This window comes from Amycolatopsis sp. NPDC051903 (assembly GCF_044452505.1).
Lineage (GTDB): Bacteria > Actinomycetota > Actinomycetes > Mycobacteriales > Pseudonocardiaceae > Amycolatopsis.
In genome coordinates, this window is record NZ_JBITBT010000046.1 from 35,626 (window position 1) to 58,443 (window position 22,818).

Consider the following 22,818-nt stretch of genomic DNA (forward strand, 5'->3'; position numbering starts at 1 on the left):
TTGCCCTCCGGTGATCAACTGCGCTAGTTTTTGCACTGACCGGTCAGTTCAAAAGTGCCGGGTTCAACCACGCTGGAGAGTTCGCCGTGCAGGTACGAGCCGACCGGGTGTCCCTGGAGGGGCCCCACGGCACACTGTTGCCACCCACCTCGCTCGCGGTCGAGGACGGCTGCGTGACGCTGGTCCACGGCGAGCCGGGCGTCGGGATCACCGCGCTCGCACTGGCGCTCGCCGGCCGCGTCAAGCCGTCCACCGGCACCGTGACCGCCGACGTGCCCGGCCTGCTGCGCGACCTCGTCGCCGTGGTCGACGCCCCCGGCGTCAGCGAGCCCGACGAGGCGCTCGCCCTGCGCGTGGTCGCGGGCGAGGAACTCGCGCTGGCGCACCGGCCCGCCGGCAAGGAGGACGTGCAGCGCTGGCTCACCGGGCACGACGCCGCACCCTTCGCCGGCACGCGGTTCGAGAACCTGGAGCCCGCGCTGCGGACGCGGCTGCTCGCCGAACTGGCCGCCGAGCGCACCGGCGTGCGCGTGCTCGTGCTCGACACCCCCGACCGGCACACGAGCCACGTCGAGACGTGGACGGCCGTCGCCGAAGACCACGCGAAGCGCGGACTGGCGATCGCGGTGCTGACCGCGACGACGCCGGCCGCCGCCCTGCCCCACCCGCCGGCCCGCATCGGGTCGACCGCGCAACCCGGACCGGTGCGCCTGCTCGCCGGCGTCGAAGAAAGCAGCGCGCTCAGTGCCGAAGGAGACCTGGCATGACCTCCCCCGACAAGCGCGCCGGCGGGCTCAACGCGTTCCGCATCGCGCGCAACGAGCTGCGCCGGCTCTCGGCCGGCACGCTGCCGAAGCTGGCACTCGGTGCGCTCGTGCTGGTGCCGCTGCTCTACGCGTCCTTCTACCTGTACGCGAACTACGACCCCTACGGCCGCCTCGACAAGCTGCCCGCCGCCGTGTTCACCTCCGACGCCGGCGCGAAGGACTCGACGGGGGCGACGCGCAACGTCGGCCGTGAGGTGACCGGCGAACTCGTGAAGTCGGGCACCTTCCAGTGGCACGAAGTGTCCGAAAAGGACGCTCGCGACGGCGTGCGCGACGACAAGTACTCCTTCGCCATCGGGATCCCGCGCGACTTCTCGGCCGCGCTGCTCTCGTCCGGCACCTTCACGCCGCAGCAGGCGACGATCACGCTGACCACCAACGACGCCAACAACTACCTCGCGGGCACGATCGCGAAGCAGGTGGCCGACCAGGTGCGCAAGACGATCGCCGAGAAGGTGGGCGGCGAGGCGGCCGACCGGTTCCTCGTCGGCTTCTCCACGATCTACGGCAAGGTGTCCGACGCGGCCAACGGCGCGAAACAGCTCGCCGACGGCGCCGCGCAGCTGCAGACCGGCCAGCACCAGCTCGCCGACGGCGCGAGTCAGCTGGCCACCGGATCGAGCTCGCTCGCCACCGGCCTCGACACCCTCGAATCGAGCACCGCGCAGCTGCCGAGCCAGACGCAACAGCTCGCGAGCGGCGCGGGCCAGGTCGCCGACGGGAACCAGAAAGTCGCCGACGCGGCCTCGCTCGCGGCGTCCGCCTCGTCGGACCTGCAAGGCCGCCTCGACGGTTACCGCACGCAGCTGAACACCGACCTGCACAACGCGGGGCTGTCCGACAGCCAGGTGAACGACCTGCTCGCGCGGCTCGACCAGCTGCGCTCCCCCGTCGACCAGGCGAACACGAAGATCCAATCGGCCAACGGCGACCTCGCGAAGCTGGCGAGCGGCGCGCGCCAGGTCTCGGACGGCGCGCACCAGCTGGCCGCGGCCGCGCCCCAGCTGTCGAGCGGGATCGCGCAGGCGTCCGACGGCGCCGGCCAGCTGCGCGACGGCGCGGCGAAGCTGAACGACGGCGAGAAGACCGCGGTCACGGGTACCGACCAGCTCGCGAGCGGCGCGGCCCAGCTGCGCGACGGGCTGGCGGCCGGGCTGTCGCAGATCCCCAACCCCGACGACCCGACCCGCACCGCCACGGCGAACACGATCGCCGACCCGGTCGCGGTGACGTCCAACGGCGTCGCGTCCGCCGGGACGTACGGCGCGGGCCTGGCCCCGTTCTTCATCTCGCTGGCGACGTGGATCGGCGCGTTCGTGCTGTTCCTGCTGATCCGGCCGCTGTCGACGCGGGCGCTCACCGCGGGCGCGGCCCCGCTGCGCGTGGCGCTCGGCGGCTGGCTCTCGTCGGCTGTGCTGGGCATCGCGCAGGTGATCGTGCTGTTCGCGGCGGTCACGTGGCTGGTGGGCATCCACATCGCGCACCCGCTGGGCGCGATCGGGTTCGCGGTCCTCGTGTCGCTGGCGTTCACGTCGGTCGTGCACGCGCTCAACGCGTTCTTCGGCGCGGTGGGCAAGTTCCTCGGGCTCGTGCTGCTGGTGCTGCAGCTGGTGAGCGCGGGCGGTACCTTCCCGTGGCAGACGATCCCCGACGCGCTCTACCCGCTGCACGTGGTGCTGCCGATGGGCTACGCGATCGACGGTTTCCGGCACCTGCTCTACAGCGGCGCGTCGCTGCAGATCCTCGGGGACGTCGGGGTGCTGCTGGCCTACCTCGCCGGCGGGATCGTGCTGTCGACCCTCGCCGCCCGCAAGCACCGCGTGTGGTCGGTGTCCGCGCTGAAGCCCGAGCTGAGCCTGTGAGGGAGACGACCAAGCGGAAGCTCTTCGAGGCGACCCTGCGGCTTTCGGCCAGCAGGGGCCTCGTGGGGCTGACGGTGGACGAGATCGCGACCGAGGCGGGCGTCGCCAAGGGCACGGTGTACTACAACTTCGGGTCCAAGGACGGGCTGGTCGACAGCCTGCTGCGCTTCGGCGTCGACCTGCTCGCCGGGCGCCTGCGCGCGGCCGTGACCGACGACGACCCGCTCGCCGTGATCGAGGCGCAGGTCGACACGACGCTCGAGTTCATCGCCGAGTACCCGGGGTTCTCGCAGATCGTGGTGAGCGAGCTGTGGCGCACACCGGGCCGGTGGCACGACACGCTGGCGCTGCTGCGCGAGGAGATCATCTCGATCGTGAAGGGCCAGCTGCACCGGCTGGCCGAGGCGGGCCGCCTGCCCGACGGCGTCGCCATCGAGACCGCTGCGGCCGGCCTGTTCGGCACGATGCTGGTCGTCGCGCTCGACTGGCAGGTCTTCCAGCCCACCCGCTCGCGGGCCGAAGTGCGTGATTCGGTGATGGTGCTGATCCGGGGCCTCGGCCGCGGCTGAGGCGACCGAGCCCCCGTTCCCGCGCTGCGGTCAGCCGCAGTTGGCGCAGCAGCCGCAGCCCTTGCCGGTGCACGCCGAGCAGCAGCCGTGGCGCATGACGAACTTGAAGAGCCGCTTGATCATCTCTCGGTCCTCCGCTATCGATCGACACCTGCCCTGTCACGCTAAGTGAGGCGGCGGTGACGCGGGTACCGCTGAGTGGGCGGGTGACCCGGGTGAATCACCGTCGACGGCCCACCACGGCCACAGCGCCGTACGCCCGTTCCGCTGCGGGGGACCCGCTAGGCTCGCTCGCATGAAACTCCACGTCGGCTGCGCGATGTGGACGCACGGCCCTTGGCAGGGGCGCTACCTGCCGCACCCCCTGGCCCCGCGCGAACGGCTCCGGGCGTACGCGACGTGGTGCAACGCGGTCGAGGGCAACACGACGTTCTACGCGACACCGTCCCGGGCCACGGTCGAGACCTGGGCCGAGCAGACGCCGGCGGACTTCCGCTTCGTGCTCAAGCTGCCGAAGACCATCACGCACGAGCGGGCTCTCGGCGACGTCGACGTGCCGCTCAAGGCCTTCCTGACGGCGGTGGAGCCGCTGGCGGAGCGCAGCCACACCCTCTGGATCCAGCTTCCGCCGTCGTTCTCGCCGGAGCACCTCGGCACGCTCGCGAGCTTCCTGCGGCGGTTGCCGCGCGAGCACCGGTACGCGATCGAGGTGCGGCACCGCGCGTTCTTCGAGAACGCGCGGGCGGTCCAGTGGCTAGAGCGCGTCCTCGGCGGCATCGGCGCCGAGTGGATCACGTTCGACACGACCGTGCTGTTCGCGACGCCGCCGCGCAGCGAGGCCGAACAGGAGGCGTGGGCGAAGAAACCACGCATGCCCCGCCGGCTCCACGCGCTGACCGCGAACCCCGTGGTCCGCTACATCGGCCGCGACGACGCCGAACAGACCGCCGAGGGCTGGCACCCGTGGGCCGACACCGTGGTCGGCTGGCTGCGCGAAGGCCGCTCCCCGACGGTGTTCATCCACACCCCGGACAACGCCGACGCGCTGGCACTCGCCCGCCGCTTCCACGACGACGTGCGGGCCCGCGTTCCGCAGGTCGAGCCGCTCACCGAGCCGATCCCGGCCGAACCACCGACGTTGTTCTGACCCGCTTCACAGTCCACATCGGACACCCGGGAGCTCGCCCGACGCCGATCCTGCGAGCGCACCGTTCCTGGCGGCGGGCATGACATCGGACTGCAGCTGCGCTACCGGACTGGAGAAATCCCGACCCGGCAGGGAAAAGGGCGCTTGCCGGCCCCGCTCCGCCACCCGTTCGGCAGCGCGCGGCCGCCGCCCGAGCGACACACAGCAGCCCCGGCTCAGCTCCGCCCCGAACCCGAACGAAGAAAAGCCCAGCCGACACCGAAACCGGCCCCACCGCCACCAGCGCGGTCACCCGCTCGACGCCGCCCGCACACCGGCCGCCCGGCGCGGCTCGCGGCCGAGATCAGCCTGCGCCGGGCCGAAGAAGGTGCTGTCGAGGGCGCGGCGATCGTCCTGGCGCGGCGCAGGCTGTGCCGTCCCGGTAGGTGCGATCTGGTGCATCGAGCTTCCCCAACCGGCGCGAACCGGACCCGACCCGGCCGCGCGCCGCGGCCACCAGTGGCGGCGGGCCGCGGCGCGCGGGCCGTCAGCGGGCGGCCAGCGGCAGCTCGAACCGGCCGAACACCCACGTGCCCGGCGCGGCCGCGTCGTCCCCCGCCCAGAACTCGACCCAGTGCTCGGTGAACTCGGCGGCGGACACGTAACCGTCGCCGTCGAGGTCCAGTACGGGGAACACCGTGTCGGTGTCGGTCGCCGTGCCGTTCCAGGTCTCGATCAGCCGGCGGTACTCCTCGCGGGAGATGCGCCCGTCGCCGTTCTCGTCGACGGCCTCGAACATCGCCGAGGCCGTCGCGCGCACCGCGCCGGGCATGTCCCCCAGCTGGTCCACCACGAGCAGGACCTCGTCCAGCGTCACCTTGTCGTCGCGGTCGATGTCGGACGCGGCGAGCAGCGTGGTCCACCAGCCCATCATGATCTCGGTGAGCCGCCGCGCCTCCGGCGAACCCGGGGCCAGGCCGCGGGTGTGGGTCCAGCGGTCGGTGAGGGCCTGGAAGTCGGACTCGGTGAGGAATCCGTCGCCGTCGACGTCCATCGCATCGAACACGGTGGTGATCTTGCGTCTCTGCAGTTCGCTCGCCATCGTTCGCCGTCCTTTCGCGGGTCCCCCTTGGCCGGGGACCACGTGGGCGAAGCTCAGCGTTGTCGCGCTTGAAGATCACCTGCACCGGCACCCGGGTCGGGCGCGGCCACGACCCGGTGATTTCCGCAGTGACGCGAAGTAGCCGCAACGGCTCCCTCCCGGCCGGGGAAGGAGCCGGTGCGGCGAACGCGATCCGTCAGTGCGCGGCTTCGTTCCACGAACGGCCGTACCCGACCGAAACCTCCAGCGGCACCGCGAGGTCGTGAGCCGAACCCATGCCCTCGCGCACGAGCTTCTCGACCTCCGCGCGCTCACCCTCGGCGACCTCGAGCACGAGTTCGTCGTGCACCTGCAGCAGCACGCGGCTGCGCAGCTTCGCCTCGACCAGCGCACGGTGCACGTTGAGCATCGCGACCTTGATGATGTCGGCCGCGCTGCCCTGGATCGGCGCGTTGAGCGCCATGCGCTCGGCCATCTCGCGGCGCTGCCGGTTGTCGCTGTTGAGGTCCGGCAGGTAACGGCGACGGCCGAAGATCGTTTCGGTGTACCCGGTCTTCGCGGCTTCGCCCACGACCGACTGGAGGTAGTCGCGCACCCCGCCGAAGCGGTTGAAGTACGCCTCCATCTGCGCCTTCGCGTCTTCGGTCGAAATGCGCAGCTGCTGCGAGAGCCCGTAGGCCGACAGCCCGTAGGCCAGGCCGTACGACATCGCCTTCACGCGGTAGCGCTGCTCCGGCGTGATCTCCTCACCCGGCACGGAAAACGCGCGCGAGGCGACGAACGTGTGCAGGTCCTCACCGCTGTTGAAGGCTTCGATCAGCCCGTCGTCCTGCGACAGGTGCGCCATGATCCGCATCTCGATCTGGCTGTAGTCCGCGGTCATCAGCTCGGCGTACCCCTCGCCGACCACGAACGCGTCGCGGATGCGCCGGCCTTCCTCCGTGCGCACCGGGATGTTCTGCAGGTTCGGGTCGACCGACGACAGGCGCCCCGTGGCCGCGATCGTCTGCTGCAGCGTGGTGTGGATGCGGCCGTCGTCGGCGACCGACTTGATGAGGCCCTCGACGGTGGTGCGCAGCCGGGTGGCGTCGCGGTGCTCCAGCATGTGCTGCAGGAACGGGTGCTCGGTCTTCTCGAACAGGCTCTGCAGCGCCTCGGCGTCGGTGGTGTAGCCGGTCTTGGTGCGCTTGGTCTTCGGCATGCCGAGCTCTTCGAACAGCACGACCTGCAGCTGCTTCGGCGAGCCCAGGTTGATCTGCTTGCCGATCACCTTGTACGCCTCTTCGGCCGCCTGCGTGACCCGGCTGAGGTAGTGCGCCTCCAGCTCGGTCAGCTGCTCGACGTCGACGGCGATGCCCGCCGCCTCCAGCTCCGTGATGACCTCGAGCAGTGGCAGTTCCAGCTCGGCGAGCAAGCGGGCGCCGCCCAGCTGCTCGAGCTCCTTGGCCAGCGCGTCGGCGAGTTCGAAGATCGCGCGCGCCTTGACCAGTTCCTGCTGCATCTCCTGCTGCTCGAGCCCCTCGGCTCCCCCGTCGAGCAGTGACAGCTGGCCGTCGCCCTCGCCGGCTTCCGAGCGCAGCTCGCGGTGCAGGTAGCGCAGCGCGAGGTCGTCGAGCTCGAACGTCCGCTGGCCCGGGCGCGCGAGGTAGGCCGCGAGCGCGGTGTCCATGACGAGGCCCGCGAGCGTCCAGCCGCGGGCGCGCACCGCGTGCAGCGCCACCTTGAGGTCGTGGCCGATCTTGCGCACCTTCTCGTCGGCGAGCCACGCGGCCAGCGCGGCGTCGTCGGCCTCGTCCATCGCCGTGACGTCGACGTACGCCCCTTCGCCGTCGGGCGCCGCGAACGCCAGCGCCCGCAGGTCCGAGCGGATCGACGCCCCGGTGGCGCGGAACGCCAGCGCCACCGGCGCGCCCTCGCCGGCGTGCGCGGTCAGCCACTCACCCAGCTTGCCCGGCTCGACCGCGCCGCCCGAGACGTCGAAGCCCTCCTCGGCCTCCGGCTCGGCGCTGCTCAGCGTGGCGAAGAGCCGGTCGCGCAGCACGCGGAACTCCAGCTCGTCGAACAGGTGGTGCACGGCCTCGCGGTCCCACGGCCGCAGCTCGAGCTGGTCGGGCACCGCGTCGAGCGGCACGTCGCGGACCAGTTCGGTGAGCTGCCGGTTGAGGGTGACCGCGGTGAGGTGCTCGCGCAGCGCGTCACCGACCTTGCCCTTGACCTCGTCGACGCGGTCGATGAGGTCCGCCAGCGTGCCGAACTGCCGGATCCACTTCGCGGCCGTCTTCTCGCCCACCCCCGGGATGCCCGGCAGGTTGTCCGACGGGTCGCCGCGCAGCGCCGCGAAGTCGGGGTACTGGCTCGGTGTGAGCCCGTACTTCTCCTCGACGGCCTCCGGGGTGAACCGCACCAGGTCGGACACGCCGCGCTTCGGGTAGAGCACCGTGACGTGGTCGTTGACCAGCTGCAGCGCGTCGCGGTCGCCGGTGCAGATGAGCACGTCGAAGTTCTCGCCCGCCTGCGTGGTGAGGGTGGCGATGATGTCGTCGGCCTCGAAGTTCTCCTTCGTGAGCGACGGGATGCCCAGCACGTCGAGCACCTCTTTGACCAGGTCGACCTGGCCGCGGAACTCGTCGGGCGTGGTGCTGCGGTTGGCCTTGTAGTCGGCGAAGGTCTCCGACCGGAAGGTCTTGCGCGAGAGGTCGAACGCCACCGCGAGGTGGGTGGGCTCCTCGTCGCGCAGCAGGTTGATGAGCATCGAGGTGAAGCCGAACACCGCGTTGGTGACCTGCCCGGTCTTCGTCTTGAAGTTCTCCGCGGGCAGCGCGAAGAAGGCGCGGTAGGCCATCGAATGGCCGTCGATGAGCAGCAGTTTCGGCCGCTCGGCCGTGGTGGTGGCGGCTGTGGTGTTCGCTACGGTTCGGTTCTCACTCGGGCTCACGGGGCCGAGTCTAAGGTGAGGGTCCGACACTCTTACGGGTCGCATAGGTTGAGGAGCGTTGCGTGACGGAGCAGGCCGGCGAAATCGAGCTGGGCACCTTCGTGGGAATCGACCCCGCGGCCGCCGACCAGCAGCTCAACGACAAGATCGGGCTGAAGATCATCGAGGCCTCGCCCGAGCGCGTCGTCGGCACGATCCCCGTCGAGGGCAACCTCCAGCCCTACGGCCTGCTGCACGGCGGCGCCAACGCGACGATCGCCGAAGCCCTCGGCTCCGTGGTCGCCGGGCTCAACGCGGGGCCGGACCGCGCCTCGATGGGTCTCGAGCTGTCGTGCACGCACCACCGCGCGGTGCGCTCGGGCACCGTCACCGCGGTCGCCACACCGCTGCACGTCGGGCGCGGCACGATCACCGCCGAGATCGTGCTGACCGACGACGAGGGCCGGCGCACCTGCACCGCCCGCCTGACCTGCGTCGTGCGGGACCGGCCCCCGGCCCGGTAGGCGACGTCGTACACGCGCTCGTTGCGCCCGATGACGAGCGCCAGCCGCACCACCGCGCCTGGCCTCGATCGGCACGTCTCCGCGCGCCGGCACTTCCAGCGCGACCGCCGAACCGGCGGAACCCCGAACACGCTCTCGACAGCTTCGGGCCCGGCGATCCGCATCGCGTCCTCCCCTGCGTGTGCGGTCCAGCAAACCCCCGCCGTCGCAGGGCTTTCGACGCGAACCGGCCCCGCACGCCACAGCGCGCGGGGCCGGTTCGCAGGAGCTCCCGCCGTCAGCCGACGCCGAGGTAGGCCTCCTTGATGCTGTTGTCCGCCAGCAGTTCCTTGCCCGTGCCGGACTTGGTGATCTGCCCGGTCTCGAGCACGTACGCCCGGTGGGCCCGCGACAGCGCCTGCTGCGCGTTCTGCTCCACCAGCAGCACGGTCGTGCCCTGCCGGTTGATCTCCGTGATGATCCGGAAGATCTGCTGGATGAACTGCGGCGCGAGCCCCATCGACGGCTCGTCGAGCAGCAGCAGCCGCGGCTTCGCCATCAGCGCGCGGCCGATCGCCAGCATCTGCTGCTCCCCACCGGACATCGTGCCGCCGACCTGGCTCTTGCGCTCCGCGAGCCGCGGGAACAGCTCGAAGACGCGCTCGAAGTCGGGCTGCAGGTTCTTCCGGTCCTTGCGCGCGTACGCGCCCATGTCCAGGTTCTCCAGCACCGTCATGCCGGGGAAGATCCCCCGGCCCTCGGGCGACTGGGAGATCCCGCGGACCACCCGCAGGTCACCGCGCAGGCGCGAGATGTCCTCGCCGTCGAAGCGGATCGTGCCGCCGGAGATCGGCCGGATCCCGGAGATGGCCCGCATCGTGGTGGACTTGCCCGCGCCGTTGGCGCCGATCAGCGTGACGACTTCGCCCTCGTTGACCGTGATGGACAGCCCCGACACGGCCTGGATCCGTCCGTAGTGGACGGACACGTTGTCGAGCTCAAGCAACGTCATCGTCGGGCACCCCCAGGTAGGCGGCGATCACCGCGGGGTTCTGCCGGATCTCGGCGGGCACACCCTCGGCGATCTTCTTGCCGAACTCCAGCACCACGATCCGGTCGGTCACGCCCATGACGAGCTTCATGTCGTGTTCGATCAGCAGGACGGTGAAGCCGTCGTCGCGGATCGTCCGGATCAGCCCCATGAGCTCTTCCTTCTCCGCCGGGTTGAACCCGGCGGCCGGCTCGTCGAGGCACAGCAGCTTCGGCTCGGTCGCGAGCGCCCGCGCGATCTCCAGGCGCCGCTGGTAACCGTAGGGCAGGTTCTTCGCGCGGTCGGCCGCCCGGTCGGCGATGCCGACGAACTCCAGCAGCGCCATGCCCTTCTCGATCGCCTGCTTCTCCTCGCGGTGGTGGCGAGGCGTGCGCAGCAGGGCGCCGACGAGGCTGGTCTTGTGGCGGGCGTCGGTGCCGACCACCACGTTCTCCAGCGCCGTCATCTCGGAGAAGAGCCGGATGTTCTGGAACGTGCGCGCGATGCCGAGCTGGGTGATGGCGTGGCGCGAGGCCTTGCCCAGCGGCTTGTCCTCCAGCAGCACCCGGCCCGACGTGGGCCGGTAGACGCCGGTCATCGCGTTGAAGCACGTCGTCTTACCGGCGCCGTTCGGGCCGATCAGGCCCAGGATTTCGCCGCGACGGATGTCGAACGACACCGAGTCGAGCGCGACGAGGCCACCGAAGCGCACGGTGACGTCGTCGACCTTCAGCAGCGTCTGGCCGACCGAAACCGCGATGTCACGGTCCGGTGCGACGACCTCGGCGACCTCCGCCTCGTGCTCGGCGAGTTCTTCCGCGCTCATCTGGGCGACCTCGGCCACGAGGCCGCCCTCGGCCGGGACCTCCGGTCCCGTGCCGTTGCCAGGGGCGGTCATGCCTTCTCTCCCGTGGTCTCAGGGGCCAGCGAACCGTCGCTCGAGATCTGCTCGCCCCTGCCGAGCAGGCGCTGGTACGCCTGCCTGCCGTAGGTGAGCAGCCGCTGCCGCGCACCCAGCAGGCCCTGCGGGCGAAAGATCATCAGGATGATCAGCGCCAGGCCGAAGATCAGGTACTTGTACTCGGCGATCGCCTGGAACCGCAGCGGCACGTACGCCACCACGATGGCACCCAGCAGCACGCCGACCTTGTTGCCCGCACCGCCGAGGATCACCGCGGCGAGGAACAGCATGGACGTGACGACGTCGAACTTCTGGTTGTTCACGAAGCCCAGCTGCCCGGCGTAGAGCGCACCGGAGAGACCGCCGACGGCCGCGCCCGACACGAACGCCCAGATCTTGAACTTGTACGTCGGCAGGCCCATGATCTCGGCCGCGTCCTCGTCGTCGCGGATCGCGACCCACGCGCGGCCGACCCGGCTGCGCTCCAGGTTCCCGACGAGGAACAGGACGATGATGATGACCGTGACGCAGAGCCAGTACCACGGTATGCCGTTCGTGTTGTTGAACAGCGCCGTGCCGTCGGCGTTCGTGCCCGGTGGGTGCCCGACACCCTGGAAACCGCGGTTGCCGCGTAGCGGGTCGACGTTGTCGGCCAGTAGCCGGACGATCTCGCCGAACCCCAGCGTCACGATCGCGAGGTAGTCACCGCGTAGTCGCAGCGTCGGTGTCCCGAGGATGACGCCGAAGATCATCGTGACCACCATCGCGATGGGGAGCACGACGAGGAACGGCAGCTTGTGAAGCGACGAGTCGGGACTCGTGAACAGCGCCATCACGTACGCGCCGACGGCGAAGAAGCCCACGTATCCGAGGTCCAGCAGTCCGGCCTGGCCGACGACGATGTTGAGGCCGATGGCGACCAGCGCGTAGCGGGACACCTCGAACATGGCGATCGGGAAGTCGTAACCCGGCTGCGTGGTGATGATCGGCGGGTTGAGCACGGGCAGCAGGTAGACGAGCGCCACCAGCGGCACGAGCACGAGCCACTGCTGCACGCGCGGCAGATTGTTCCACCAGTCCGAGATCGGCCGCTTGCGCTTGGCCGGAGCGGGTGCGGCCGGTGCTGTCGAGGTCACCGTCATACCCGTGCCTTTCCGAGCGATTCACCGAGGATACCCGTCGGGCGGACCATCAGGATCAGCACCAGGAGCACGAACGCGACGACGTCGCGCCACTCCCCGCCGAACAGCGTCTGGCCGTAGTTCTCGACGACCCCCAGGATCAGGCCGCCGAGCAGCGCACCGCGCAGGTTGCCGATACCGCCGAGCACCGCGGCGGTGAAGGCCTTGATGCCGAGGATGAAGCCACCCTGGTACGAAGCACCCTGCGGGATCTTCATCATGTAGAACAGCGCGGCCGCGCCGGCGAGCAGGCCACCGATGAGGAACGTGAGCGTGATGACCCGTTCCTTGTTCACGCCCATGAGCGTGGCGGTGTCCGGGTCCTGCGCGACCGCGCGGATGCCCCGGCCGAACTTGGTTCGGTTGACGAACTGGTCCGTGGCGATCATCAGCAGGATCGACGCGATGATGGTGATGATCGTGACGTTGGTGACGTCGGCGCCGAAGATCTTGAACACCGGTTCGTTGCGCAGCAGGCGGATGCCCTGCTCGGCGTTGCCGCCGCGCCAGATGAACAGGATCTGCTGCAGCACGAACGACGCGCCGATCGCGGTGATCAGGAAGACCAGTTTCGGTGCGCCGCGTTTCCTCAGTGGACGGTAGGCGACGCGTTCGAGCAGCACGGCCGTGCCGCCGGACACCGCCATCGAGGCCAGGAGGGCGATGAGCAGGAACCCGATCAGTTCGAACACCGGGAGCTCGGGGGTGCTACCGGGCCGGAAGCCGAGGCCGAAGAAGGTGAACCACGTCGCGTAGGCGCCGTAGATGAACACCTCGGAGTGGGCGAAGTTGATGAGCTTGAGCACGCCGTAGACGAGGGTGTAGCCCAGCGCCACGAGCGCGTAGATGCTGCCGTAAGCAAGACCGTCGATCGTGTTGGCCCAGAACTGGTCCAGGAATCCGCTCACGTCGAAGGTGATCCAGCTGTCGCCCTGTGCCAGGACGAGCGAGCTCAGGTCATGGGTCATCGACACACTAGTTCTCCATGTGGGTCCGGGGTGCGGGTCCGGCGGGATCGAGCCGCCGGACACGCACCCCGGTTACCGGAAGGGATTCTTGGCTACTTGATCTCGGTGTTGCGGACGATCTTTCCGTTCTCGACCTTGTAGGTCCACACGGTGGTCGACGCGAGCTCACCCTGGGCGTTCCACTTGAAGTGCTTCGTGAGGCCCTGGCCGTCGTAGTTCTTCACGAAGTCGAGCAGCGCCGGGCGCGTGGTCTTGCCGGAGTCGATGCCCTTCAGCAGGATCGTGGCCAGGTCGTAGGCCTCGGGCGAGTAGGTGCCCGGGTCCTTGCCGGTCGCGGTCTTGTACGCGTCGGTGAACTTGGTGAACTGGTCCGCCGGCACGCACGGGCAGGTGAAGTACGCGTTGGCGGCGGCGTCGCCGGCGCCCTTCACGAACTCGTCGTCCTTCACGCCGTCCGGGCCCACGAACTTCGCGGTGACGCCGGCGTCGTTCAGCTGCTGCGCGAACGGAGCGGCTTCCTGGTAGTAACCGGAGTAGAACACCGCGTCGGGCGCCGCGGCCTTGACCTTGTTGACCACGGCCGAGAAGTCGGTCTGCTTCGTCTTGACCTTGTCCTCGCACGCCAGGGCGCTGCCGAGGCCCTGCTTGGTCGTCGCGGCGAGACCGGTGCCGTACTCGGAGTCGTCCTCGATGACGCAGACCTTCTTGGCGCCGAGCTCACCCGTCATGAACTTCGCGGCGGCGGGGCCCTGGCTGTTGTCGTTGCCGAGGCCGCGGAAGAAGGTCTTCCAGCCGTTGGTGCTCAGCGCGGGAGCGGTGGCCGACGGGGTGACGGTCACGAGGCCGGCACCGTTGAAGATGTTGCCCGCCGCCTTGGACTCACCCGAGAACGGGAGGCCCACCACGCCGATGATCGACGGCGTGTTGACGATCTGGGTCACGATGCCGGGCGCCTTGTCGGGCGTGCCCTCCGTGTCGAACTGCTCCAGCTTGACCTGGCAGTTCGGGTTCGCCTTGTTGTGCTGGTCGACCGCGAGCTTCGCACCGTTGAGGATGTTGATGCCCAGGGCCGCGTTCGCGCCGTTGATCGTGCCGGCGTACGCGATGGAGGTCGGCGAACACTGCGCCTTGCCGTCGCCCGCCGGGTCGGCGGCGTTCGCGGCAGCCGACGGGGCGGCCGCCTGCGGCGCGCTGGCGTTGCCGCCGCTCGAACCACTGTCGTTCCGCGCCGCGCACGCGCTCAGGGAGATGGCCCCCGCAGCCGCCAGCACGAAGATCTTCGTGAGTCGTGCTCTCTGCACTCGTTCCTCCAAATGCCAACCAACCGCTCGCATGAGCGGTTCGTCCCTGCGTGGGACCTGATCTGGCCGCTGAAAGTAGCCGCCCCGTGAGGTGTTGCACAGAGTTACTCAGCGTCTTGTATCCACATCGTGACGGTCGTCACCGGCAGTAATGGACGGTTTCCACCCGATTGTCGTAATTTGACAACCGGGTGATTACACTGAGTGTGCGAGTAAGCCTCGATCGGAGCACTTGACTTACGGCCTGACTTCTGGTGGCAGTCTTCTGGACTCCGCTCGTTCGGTGAAGAGGTAACGAGGCATGATCAGACTCGAAGGTAGCAAACGTGCCCTTTGAGACCGCGCAGAGCGACGGCACACCACACCAAAACGGGCGCGACCCCCTGGTCACGCCCGCTTTGTCACCCGTTCGAGTGAGGTACTAGCCGATGCTCTCCACCACGGCTTCGGCGACGGCCTTCATCGTGGTGCGGCGGTCCATCGCCGTGCGCTGTATCCAGCGGAACGCGTCCGGTTCGGACAGGCCTTGCCGGCTCATCAGCAGGCCCTTGGCGCGGTCGATGACCTTGCGCGTCTCGAGGCGGTCGGTGAGGCCGGCGACCTCGGCCTCGAGCGCCTGCAGTTCGGAGAAGCGGCTCACGGCCAGCTCGATCGCCGGCACGAGGTCGCGCTTCGCGAACGGTTTGACGAGGTAGGCCATGGTGCCCGCGTCGCGGGCCCGCTCGACGAGGTCGCGCTGGCTGAAGGCGGTCAGGATGACGACCGGCGCGATCCGGTCGCTCGTGATCTTGGCCGCGGCCTCGATGCCGTCGAGCTTCGGCATCTTGACGTCGAGGATGACGAGGTCGGGCTTGAGGTCGGTGGCCAGGCTGACGGCTTCCTCGCCGTCACCCGCCTCGCCGACCACTTCGTAGCCCTCTTCACGCAGCATCTCGACCAGGTCGAGCCTGATGAGCGCCTCGTCCTCGGCGACGAGCACCCGACGCTGCGGCACGGTGGCGGCACCGTTGGCCTCGGTAGCCTGTTCGGTCACCGGGGTCCTCCTGAAGGCTCGGCGGGACGGTTGACTCGCGGTAACCCGCGAAAGGTCAGACTACCGGGAACGATCCAGATCCCAAGATGGCGTTCACCACGAAGTGGCGCCCGCGACACCCCCTCCCCGGTCCACCTCGTGCGCGACTGATCCCGTAGAGTTCGTCCGGCTACGCCCCCGTAGCCCAACTGGCAGAGGCAACGGATTCAAAACCCGTCCAGTGAGAGTTCGAATCTCTCCGGGGGCACCACGGCCCACCTGCACAAATCGGCCCCTGACCAGGCGCAACCCGGTCAGGGGCCGATCTTGTGTCGACCGGTGGCGCGCGACGGCGACCGGCAAAGTACGGCTACGCGCGGTCTATTCGCGGTCCACGTTCGTGGCGGCGGAGGCGGCCGGCGCCTACTCGTCCTCGGCCAAACCGAGGATCGTGGCGATCTTCGCCAGCGATACCTCTTCCAGCCCTGCCAGCACCTTCGCGTACACCTCGTGCAGTACAGCAACTGAGTGCCCGGCCCAGGCAGCCACCTGGGCGGACTGGACGCCGGCAGCCAGCCACGTCGACACACACGCGTGCCGCAGGTCGTACGGTCGACGCGCCAGCGGCGATCGGTACTCCTCCCCGGACAGCGCCGCTTGGCGAGCCTTGTCCCAGACCCGCGCCAGCGTCGACTCCGCGACGTCGCCACCGTCGAGGCCCCGGAACAGCCGACCGTCCTCCGCGACGCCGTACTGCTCGACGTGGCGGCGCAGCATTGCGGTCAGCGGCGGCGGGCACGGCACCGGCCGCACCTCGCCCTTGGCGCGCTGCTTGAGCTGACGGCGGTCGCGCCGCTCGCCGCTGTCCGTCCATGCCGCACCCGCGATCGGCGCAGTCTCCGACAGCAGCAGCTCGCCCCAGCCCTTCCGCGGCAGCTTGAGGTCGACGTCTCGGAGCATGACCGCCTCCTCCGGCCGAAGCGCCGAGTAGTACATCGCCCCGAAGCACCCAACCAGTCGCGGCCCCGACGAGCGGCGCGCCACGATCACCGGCTCGGATGAGCCTGCCGGCACGCGCATCACCTTTTGCTCGGCCACCGCCGCCAGCAGCTGCGGCCCTTGCCGGGTGTTGACGACCACACGCGTATCGATCGCCCGCACCCGCTTCGGCGCAGTCCACTTCACCTCAGGCAACCGGTTCTTCAGGAGCAGCGTCTTCTCCACCGCGAACTCCAGTGCGTTGAACACGACAGCACGCTTCCGGTAGACGGTTTTCGCCGCGGCGGCCGTGCCGTCCATCTTCAGCGCAAGACGGTCGAGCACGCCCCGGAGCATCGTGAGGTCGTCGAGCCGTGACACTTTGACTGTGTTCGAGCCCAGCCACTCCAGCGCGGCCTCAACATCGGCCGGCTTGCTCGTTTCCCGTCTGCGGGAGTTGTACGCCCAGCCGGTCATCGCCCGGCGCAGCACCTTGTCCTCCGGCTTGCCGCGGGAGCTCGCGAGAAGGGCCAACGTCGCCGTCGCGAGCGCATCAGCATTGCCCGCACGGGACTTCGCAGCGGCGCGGGACCACTTCATGTCCACGTACTCTTGCGCGAACGTGAACCACGACTGGTCGTTCTCGGCTCGTGCCATCGAGACGGGAAGTCCATCGATGACGCGGAACGCCTCTCCGTTGCGCTGAGCCACGACCAGCTTTGAGCGGAAGCTCTCCGCCAGCGCTGAAGTCGCGTACGTCTTCGGGAACTCTTGGCTGGCGACAACCCAGCGCACGACGTACGACTTCTTTCCCGGCTTCCCGTCCTTGCGCGGGCGTCCTGTCTTCACTCGCACGTCCCAGATACGTACATCGAACGTTGCTTCCATCACGCAGTCACCTCCGAGCATGAGCGCAGCCAGCGATCCAGCTCGGATCGCCGGAACCGCAGCTTCCCGTTGGGCAATTTCAAGCATGGCGGTGCGCACTTCTTTGCACGCCAATCGTTGAATGTTGATCGGTTGATTCGCAGCTCGGCGCACACTTCTTCAAGTGTCAGCATCGCGCCGGACCCGTCATTCGTAGGCATAGAAAAAGGACCTTTCGAGTCATTTTTGGTCAGTAAAGTTCCCCGGACGTGTTCGTTTTCGTCCGCGGCAAATTCGGATTCAGCGTGAAGCCCGGCTACTCTCGCTCAATTTCATCAGCGCCGAGCGTGGTTTTTTGACCACCTACAAGTGGGGGCCTCTTCGTCCATCCCGTCGACCTGGCGCCAGCCCGATCAGGTCTGTCAAGGGGGCGCCGTCCTGCTGTGGTGAGCGTGCCTGCGGTCTGCCCCCTTGACAGGCCTGATAGCCCTTGTGGAGGTCGACGGGATGGACGACAGGCACGCACGAACGCAACCGTTCTGCTCTTCTCGACCATCCTGGAGACCTGCCCGTCCGGCGAGGACATATCTTTTTCTTTTCGCCTCTCAGGCCCGTAGGGCATCACCCTTTCGGTCCACATCTCTCGTGCTCGGTGGCAGTTCTTGTCGGTGCTGGGTGCCACCATCGGCGGTATGGAGTTGACGGGAAGCGATTTCGACAAGATCCCGCCTGGGAACGTGCGCGGGGTGTCGAAGGTGGAGTTCGCGCGGCTGTGGCTCGCTGCCGAGCAGCTGTACGAGCGTGAGCCGCTGTCGTGGGCGCACTTCGGTGTGGTGCAGACGTGCCGGTGGTTGGCTACGGCGACGGTGCGGCCGGCCAACGGTAAGTGGCATATGGCGGACGCCCCGGTGACGCAGCGGTTCGGGTCAGCGATCGAGGAAACGATCCTGGAGGAGTCGCTGGCGGCGGCGAAGCTGCTGCAGCGTCGCCCAGTGCCGTACTGGCTGACGAAGCGGCCCGGCTGGTTGGAGCAGGTGTACTGGACGTTCGAGTGGGCGTGGTGGGGCAACGAGAAGCCTCCGATCAAGGTCCCCGCCCCACCATGGCCAAGCATCGCGAGCTGACCGGTCACGACGCCACCGCCGCGTCGTCGTCGACCGCCGCCGATTCGGCGGTGTCCACGGTGTGGCGCCGGTACATCTCGTTCGCTTGGGCTTCCTCGGCGGCCCGCTGTGCGTCGGCGGCCTCGCGGGCCTGGACCTCCCGCAACGCCCGCTGAGCGTGTTCGATCGTGTCGGCGGTCTCCGGCGCTGAGGGCACACGCACCTCATCCGAGTCGACTACCGCCGGTTCCTCGGCCGCGACCTCTCGAAGGTCGGCCACCTCGGTCTCGGTGTCCTCGCTTCCGATCTCGTCACGCTGGTGCAGTGCCGCGAGGTCTGCGGCCTGCTGCTCGGTCACGTCGGTGAGGTCGTGCTCGTCGGTGACGTCGCGGTGAGCATCCTCGACGGCCATGTGCTCGTTGTGGGCGTCGAGCCACCCATCGGCGGTGACCTTCTCCTCCGGCCCACGCTCGACTGCGCGAGCGTTCAACTGGGCTCGGGCCCGGTCTGCGGTTGCGCGGGTTTCGGCGGTGTGCGCCAGCCACATCGCCCGCGCCTCGTCCGCAATCTCCAACTCGGCCGCCCGCTGGCTGAGCACCTCGGCCAGCGCCTCGGCCTCAATGGCCTCCTGCAGGAGCCGCGCGCGCTCCGTCTCGTCGGTGGCCGCGTCGGCTTCGGCGCGGCGCATCGTCGCGTCCTGGCTGTGCCGCTGCTGGGCCTGGCGGGTGCCGGCCAGTTCGTTGCCGACGAACTCCGGTCCCCACGCCTTCTCCCGTTCCCACGCCCGCACGCGGACCAGCAGTCGGCCATCTGTCATCTCTTCCTCGTCGGCTCCTTCCTCCGGGCGGCCCAGAGCCCGCCACGCGGCTCGCCACGACGCGTACTCCTGCACCTGCCCGGCCTTCGGCGCCGAACCCAACGCGGCCGCGTCGTCGTCGTGGCTGGTCAGCTCGCGGTGCGCGGCCACCACCGCGGCCCGCCGGATCCACTCGTCGCGGGCCTCGGTCTCCTCGGGCACGGGCCCGAAGGCCTCCAGCGCCCACTGTTGCGGGTCGTCGGCCAACTGCTGGCCCAGTTCCCGGCGCCGCTGGTCAGCGGTGACTGCCAGCGACTGCAGGTAGGCCGACCACTGCGCGTCGTCGACCTTGGGGAGCCAATCGGTGTAGGAGTCACCGACCGGTTCCAGTCGCACCGACCTCGTGATCCGCCGGTGGATCACGTTCGACAGCTCGCGTGCCCCGGCGAAGTCCCGGGCGGCCACTGCGTCGTCGAGGACCTGCCGCGGGTCGTGGCCGGCCAGCTCGGCCCGGCGCAGTAACCGCGCCAGCGTCGGCGCCCCGTCCTCGGCGGCGATCCGCGCCCGCTGGTTCTCCGTGAGCTTCCCCTCCTCCACCAGGTCGTCCAGCCACCGGGCCGTGCGACCTGCTGTCGCCAGCTCCGTCGCGTCCGCGAGCAGCTCGGCCGGGGTGCGGATCGCCTCGGCTTCGGCGGCGGCCTCGGTCGCCTCCTGCAGCGCCGATCGCTGCGGCGCGCTGCCGTCGAACGTCCCGGCGAGCACCGCAGTGGGCTTGCGGCGGACGGCTTCCAGGGTGACGCCGTCGGGTGCGTCCTTCGGCACGGCCACGGTGGTGACGTGGGCGGTGTTGCCGTGCCTGCCGCGGGTCAGCCCGACGTAGAGGGCTTCCTGTCCGGTCGACTCGGTCACTACCGCGTGGCTGGTGTCGACCGTGAGCCCCTGGGCACTGTGGACGGTCGAGGCGTAGCCGAGCGCGACGTGCTCGCCGACGTAGGAGCCGGGCAGCGTGATCCGCTCTCCCAGCACCTCGCCCACACCGTCCTCACGGCCCAGGACGCGGGCCACGACCAGCCCGCCGTCTTCGCGGGTGTCGAGCACGCGATAGCGCTTGCGGTTGATCGGCACTTCGCCGTTGCCGTCGAACCCCGCGAGGTCCCAGCCGTTTTTGCGGGCCTGGACCAGGTCCCCGACGCCGGCGTAGGTGCCCTGCTTGCCCAGCGGCACCCCGGACTCCGCCACCTTGCCGAGCCGGACGAGGTCGTTGCGCAGCTCGGCGCACAGCTGCGCGGCCTGCTCGTTGGTGTCCACGATCAGGATCGAGTGCTTCCCAGCGAGGGTGTCGGCCAGCCACGCCTTGCCCGCGGCCGTCTCGGCCTGTTCCCGAGTTCCGGCGTCCACGATCCGGCCCTGCTTGTGGTAGTCCGCCAGCACCGACTCATCACCGTCGCGCAGCCGCAACGACGCCGCACGCTCCCAGTCGGCCGCGAACCGACGGACCTCGGTCAGCTCGTAGGCCGCGCCCGCATCGGCCATCAATTCCATGCCACCGCCCGCACCGACCGCGGCCAGCTGCCGGTGATCACCGGTCAGCAGCAGCTTCGCCCCGGCCTGCTCGACGTAGCGGTGGATCTTCGCCAAGTCCGCCGTGTTGGCCATAGCCGACTCGTCGACCACCACCAGATCCCCAGCGGTCAGCCGCCATGGCTCGTGCTCCGGGTGTGTCGACCCTTCGGCAAGCTTGGCCTGGGCGTTGAGCCACCGTGCGATGTTCCTCGCCGTGAGCCCTTCGTCGGCGAGCACGTCCGTGGCGACCTGGCTGGACGCCAGGCCGACAACCTTGCGCTCCTGTCCGTTCCACAGGTCGGTGTCCTGCCACGCCTTGGCTACCGCGCCGACCACAAAGGACTTCCCCGTGCCGGCCGGGCCGACCAGCGACTCCACCGCCGCGCCGGAGGACAGGACTCCCCGCACGGCGGCGGCCTGGTCGGCGCCGAGGACGACGTTCTGCTCAGCCAGCGCCGACACGAAGCCGTCCACTGCGGACACATCGAGCGCTGGGGCGCCGCCACGGGCCGTCGAGGCCAGCAGCGCACGTTCGGTGTGCACATGATCCGGTGTCGCGTACAGCTGCCCGGCCGGCGCCTCGTAGGCTGAGCGGCCGTCAGCGAGCTTCAGCTCATCCGGCAACACCGCAACCCCCGGCCGGGCTGTCGTGAGCGGCGTCGCCAGCTTCACCCCTTCCGCGGTGAGGGTGTCGAGCAGCCGAGTCATCTGCTGGCCATCGAGATCGCCGAGCTGATCCGGCAAGGCGTCTGAGATCGCCCGTGTCAGGTCTGGCGCGGTCCAGCCGGCCTTCTTCGACTGCACATCCGCCAGCGCGGTCTTGAGCACCTCCTCCGGCGACCACTCCGTCGCTTCGCGCGGTCCCCGGGGCTGGTTGAGCACGTCGCGGGCGACACCGGCCAGACCGTCGGCGACCTCGGCGCGCAGCTCCCGATCCCAGCGCTCCAGCCGCTCCTCGGTGGTTTCGCCGTCATGGGACTTGGCCTTGCGGGTGGCGAACGTGGCCTGCTGCTGCAGCCGGTCCAGCTCCAGAGAGTTCGGCTCGCGCCCGAACCGCGTCTCGAACGCGTCGACCAACTTCGCCGTCTTGCGCGTGATCGCGCGGCGGCGTGAGCTGAACAGGTCCATCACCCGCTGATCCATCCCCACAACCTCGCGGGCCTTCCCGTCCGGCCGGGCCGCGAACCGCACGCCCAGGGCACGCGCGATGTGCTCCTCGGTGGTGCGCTCGCCGACCGCGGCGGCGGCACCGCGGAACTTGTAGATCGCCTTCGAATCCAACGTGCGCCATTTGCCGTCGGAGCCCTCCACGCGGTTGAGGATCGCGTTGTGGATGTGCAGCTGCGGATCGTGGTCACGGGAGTCGTGCTGAAAGAACGACGCGACCACGAAGTCGTGGGCGTCGACGAACCGCCCGGCGGCCCCGCCGTGGTGCCCGACCCTGGAGTAGCCGGCGTGCTCGGACAGGTAGTCCAGCGCCGCCCGGTTCCCGGCCCAGATCGCATCCTCGACCGCATCGCGGTGCGCCCGCCACGACACCGCGACCGCACGTGCGTCGTCACGCTGACGCACGAGCTCGGCCAGTTCGCCCGTATCCGCGCCCGCGGCGACCGCCTGTGCCCACGCATCGGCGAGGCGTTCAGCCGTCCGTTCAGCCTGCACCTGCTGCGCCTCGAACGCCGTGTGCAAGACCGTGACGGACTTCTGGACACTGAACGTGGCGTCCAAAAAGGCCACGTTCTGCCGCGCGCCCTTGTTCGCGTCCAACCGCAACTGCTCGCGACGTTCAGCCGTCGCATGCGGCTCCGCGTCCAACGCAGCGGCGTACAGTTCATCCGGCGTCGGATAGTTCCGTCCCGTGTGGCCCAGAGTGGACGCCTCGGCCCACCGGGTCGAGTCCTTGAACAGCTCGTCGCGCGGGTCCACGAACTGCTCGTAGACCGCGCGCATGTCCTGCTCATCGACGAGCCCCGTCAGGCCCAGTTTCGCCGCGCCTGCGCCGTACCAGCGGCCCGGAGGCTCTCCCTCAGTCACGGCGTCGGTGTAGTAGTTCTCGCGGCCCTTCGCGACCTCGTCGGTCAGGTACTTGACCGAGTAACCCCGCCCGATCGACAGCATCAGAACCCCCTTACAAGATCAACTAGCGGTCGGTGGAGATCAACAACGGCAGTGGCGTTCCCGCGCGCCGGCCACGGCGCAGCGGCCCATCGGATCG

18 protein-coding genes and 1 tRNA gene are annotated in these 22,818 nt (G+C 69.4%); 7 read left to right on the forward strand and 12 right to left on the reverse strand.

Annotated features, from left to right (window positions below; all coding sequences use genetic code 11):
- Nucleotides 1–86 precede the first annotated feature (86 nt).
- The 4 genes from ACIA77_RS45795 to ACIA77_RS45810 all read left to right on the forward strand — a co-directional run bounded on the left by ACIA77_RS45795 (nucleotide 87) and on the right by ACIA77_RS45810 (nucleotide 4,405).
- Nucleotides 87–767, forward strand: a complete 681-nt coding sequence (locus ACIA77_RS45795) for an ABC transporter ATP-binding protein (protein ID WP_395892472.1) — start codon at nucleotides 87–89, stop codon at nucleotides 765–767.
- A complete protein-coding gene (locus ACIA77_RS45800) occupies nucleotides 764–2,689 on the forward strand; it encodes a YhgE/Pip family protein (RefSeq protein ID WP_395892473.1) in 1,926 nt (641 codons plus the stop codon). The genes ACIA77_RS45795 and ACIA77_RS45800 overlap by 4 nt, the downstream gene beginning before the upstream one ends.
- Nucleotides 2,686–3,258, forward strand: a complete 573-nt coding sequence (locus ACIA77_RS45805; protein WP_395892474.1) for a TetR/AcrR family transcriptional regulator — start codon at nucleotides 2,686–2,688, stop codon at nucleotides 3,256–3,258. The genes ACIA77_RS45800 and ACIA77_RS45805 overlap by 4 nt, the downstream gene beginning before the upstream one ends.
- 319 nt (nucleotides 3,259–3,577) lie before the next feature.
- Entirely contained in the window at nucleotides 3,578–4,405 is an 828-nt protein-coding gene (locus ACIA77_RS45810) for a DUF72 domain-containing protein (protein ID WP_395892506.1), read from the forward strand.
- A 288-nt stretch (nucleotides 4,406–4,693) separates the two neighbouring features.
- Here ACIA77_RS45810 and ACIA77_RS45815 read toward each other — a convergent pair whose 3' ends face one another.
- From ACIA77_RS45815 to polA, 3 genes are all read right to left on the reverse strand, one after another.
- On the reverse strand, nucleotides 4,694–4,846 hold the full coding sequence (locus ACIA77_RS45815; protein ID WP_395892475.1) for a hypothetical protein: 153 nt from the start codon (nucleotides 4,844–4,846) through the stop codon (nucleotides 4,694–4,696).
- A gap of 85 nt (nucleotides 4,847–4,931) precedes the next feature.
- A complete protein-coding gene (locus ACIA77_RS45820) occupies nucleotides 4,932–5,486 on the reverse strand; it encodes an EF-hand domain-containing protein (RefSeq protein ID WP_395892476.1) in 555 nt (184 codons plus the stop codon).
- Between the two features lie 196 nt (nucleotides 5,487–5,682).
- Nucleotides 5,683–8,421, reverse strand: coding sequence for a DNA polymerase I (gene polA, locus ACIA77_RS45825; RefSeq protein WP_395892477.1), 2,739 nt, complete (start codon nucleotides 8,419–8,421; stop codon nucleotides 5,683–5,685).
- Nucleotides 8,422–8,483: 62 nt separating this feature from the next.
- Between polA and ACIA77_RS45830 the strand changes: the two genes are divergently transcribed.
- Nucleotides 8,484–8,924, forward strand: coding sequence for a PaaI family thioesterase (locus tag ACIA77_RS45830; protein ID WP_395892478.1), 441 nt, complete (start codon nucleotides 8,484–8,486; stop codon nucleotides 8,922–8,924).
- A 277-nt stretch (nucleotides 8,925–9,201) separates the two neighbouring features.
- On the opposite strand, the gene ACIA77_RS45835 is transcribed toward ACIA77_RS45830, so the two are convergent.
- From ACIA77_RS45835 to ACIA77_RS45860, 6 genes are all read right to left on the reverse strand, one after another.
- A complete protein-coding gene (locus ACIA77_RS45835; protein WP_395892479.1) occupies nucleotides 9,202–9,915 on the reverse strand; it encodes an ABC transporter ATP-binding protein in 714 nt (237 codons plus the stop codon).
- A complete protein-coding gene (locus tag ACIA77_RS45840; protein WP_204095162.1) occupies nucleotides 9,902–10,831 on the reverse strand; it encodes an ABC transporter ATP-binding protein in 930 nt (309 codons plus the stop codon). The genes ACIA77_RS45835 and ACIA77_RS45840 overlap by 14 nt, the downstream gene beginning before the upstream one ends.
- Nucleotides 10,828–11,976: a branched-chain amino acid ABC transporter permease gene (locus tag ACIA77_RS45845; protein ID WP_395892480.1), complete on the reverse strand. Its 1,149-nt coding sequence runs from the start codon at nucleotides 11,974–11,976 to the stop codon at nucleotides 10,828–10,830. The genes ACIA77_RS45840 and ACIA77_RS45845 overlap by 4 nt, the downstream gene beginning before the upstream one ends.
- Complete coding sequence (locus tag ACIA77_RS45850; protein ID WP_395892481.1) at nucleotides 11,973–12,983, reverse strand: branched-chain amino acid ABC transporter permease; 1,011 nt, start codon at nucleotides 12,981–12,983, stop codon at nucleotides 11,973–11,975. The genes ACIA77_RS45845 and ACIA77_RS45850 overlap by 4 nt, the downstream gene beginning before the upstream one ends.
- A gap of 92 nt (nucleotides 12,984–13,075) precedes the next feature.
- A complete protein-coding gene (locus ACIA77_RS45855; protein ID WP_395892507.1) occupies nucleotides 13,076–14,254 on the reverse strand; it encodes a branched-chain amino acid ABC transporter substrate-binding protein in 1,179 nt (392 codons plus the stop codon).
- 451 nt (nucleotides 14,255–14,705) lie between these two features.
- On the reverse strand, nucleotides 14,706–15,317 hold the full coding sequence (locus ACIA77_RS45860) for an ANTAR domain-containing response regulator (protein WP_204095159.1): 612 nt from the start codon (nucleotides 15,315–15,317) through the stop codon (nucleotides 14,706–14,708).
- Nucleotides 15,318–15,490: 173 nt separating this feature from the next.
- Here ACIA77_RS45860 and ACIA77_RS45865 point away from each other — a divergent pair.
- Nucleotides 15,491–15,567: transfer RNA gene (locus ACIA77_RS45865), tRNA-Leu, on the forward strand.
- Nucleotides 15,568–15,719: 152 nt separating this feature from the next.
- On the opposite strand, the gene ACIA77_RS45870 is transcribed toward ACIA77_RS45865, so the two are convergent.
- Together ACIA77_RS45870 and ACIA77_RS45875 are read right to left on the reverse strand one after the other, a co-directional pair.
- Nucleotides 15,720–17,162 carry an integrase gene (locus ACIA77_RS45870; protein WP_395892508.1) on the reverse strand — a complete coding sequence of 481 codons (1,443 nt, stop codon included), beginning with the start codon at nucleotides 17,160–17,162 and terminating at the stop codon, nucleotides 15,720–15,722.
- On the reverse strand, nucleotides 17,162–17,362 hold the full coding sequence (locus ACIA77_RS45875) for a helix-turn-helix transcriptional regulator (RefSeq protein ID WP_395892482.1): 201 nt from the start codon (nucleotides 17,360–17,362) through the stop codon (nucleotides 17,162–17,164). Before ACIA77_RS45875 ends, ACIA77_RS45870 begins: the two co-directional genes overlap by 1 nt.
- A gap of 441 nt (nucleotides 17,363–17,803) precedes the next feature.
- Here ACIA77_RS45875 and ACIA77_RS45880 point away from each other — a divergent pair, with 441 nt between their 5' ends.
- Nucleotides 17,804–18,265 (forward strand): hypothetical protein, encoded by a 462-nt coding sequence (locus ACIA77_RS45880; RefSeq protein WP_395892484.1) that lies wholly within the window; start codon nucleotides 17,804–17,806, stop codon nucleotides 18,263–18,265.
- Nucleotides 18,266–18,269: 4 nt separating this feature from the next.
- On the opposite strand, the gene mobF is transcribed toward ACIA77_RS45880, so the two are convergent.
- A complete protein-coding gene (gene mobF, locus ACIA77_RS45885) occupies nucleotides 18,270–22,721 on the reverse strand; it encodes a MobF family relaxase (RefSeq protein WP_395892485.1) in 4,452 nt (1,483 codons plus the stop codon).
- Between the last annotated feature and the right edge of the window lie 97 nt (nucleotides 22,722–22,818).